Source organism: Faecalibacterium sp. AF27-11BH, from assembly GCF_003603005.1.
GTDB classification, from domain to species: Bacteria; Bacillota; Clostridia; order Oscillospirales; family Ruminococcaceae; genus Faecalibacterium; species Faecalibacterium taiwanense.
Genome location: NZ_QVGS01000028.1, coordinates 1 through 406 on the forward strand (window position 1 = coordinate 1; position 406 = coordinate 406).

The window sequence follows — 406 nt, forward strand, 5'->3', positions numbered from 1 at the left end:
CCGCTGGAGATATACTTTCCGCTTTTCTTGCGTGTCCGAAGGGCACTCTTGATTTTTCGGGAAGTGTCTTTGGCGTACATTTCATTGATGATGTTTCGGAACGGGGCAATATCCACCTGAGATTGCTCGTTGGAATCATAACCATCGTTGATTGCAATATAGCGGACACCGTGTTCAGGAAAGAAGATTTCCATATACGTTCCGGTTTCGATGTGGTTGCGTCCAAGTCGGGACTGGTCTTTGGTAATGACTGTTGCCACCTTTCCTTCCCGGATATCATCCAGAAGTTCCTGAAAGGCAGGGCGGTCAGAGTTCGTACCGCTGTAACCATCATCAACATAGTACTGGCAATTCCCGAAACCGTTGCGTGTGGCATACTCCATAAGCATTGACTTTTGAGTGCGGA

At 47.8% G+C, this 406-nt stretch carries 1 protein-coding gene; it reads right to left on the bottom strand.

Going from position 1 to position 406, the window contains the following annotated elements; translation table 11 throughout:
* On the bottom strand, positions 1-406 hold a 406-nt coding region (locus DWY76_RS13650), incomplete at both ends, for a recombinase family protein (RefSeq protein ID WP_243112065.1).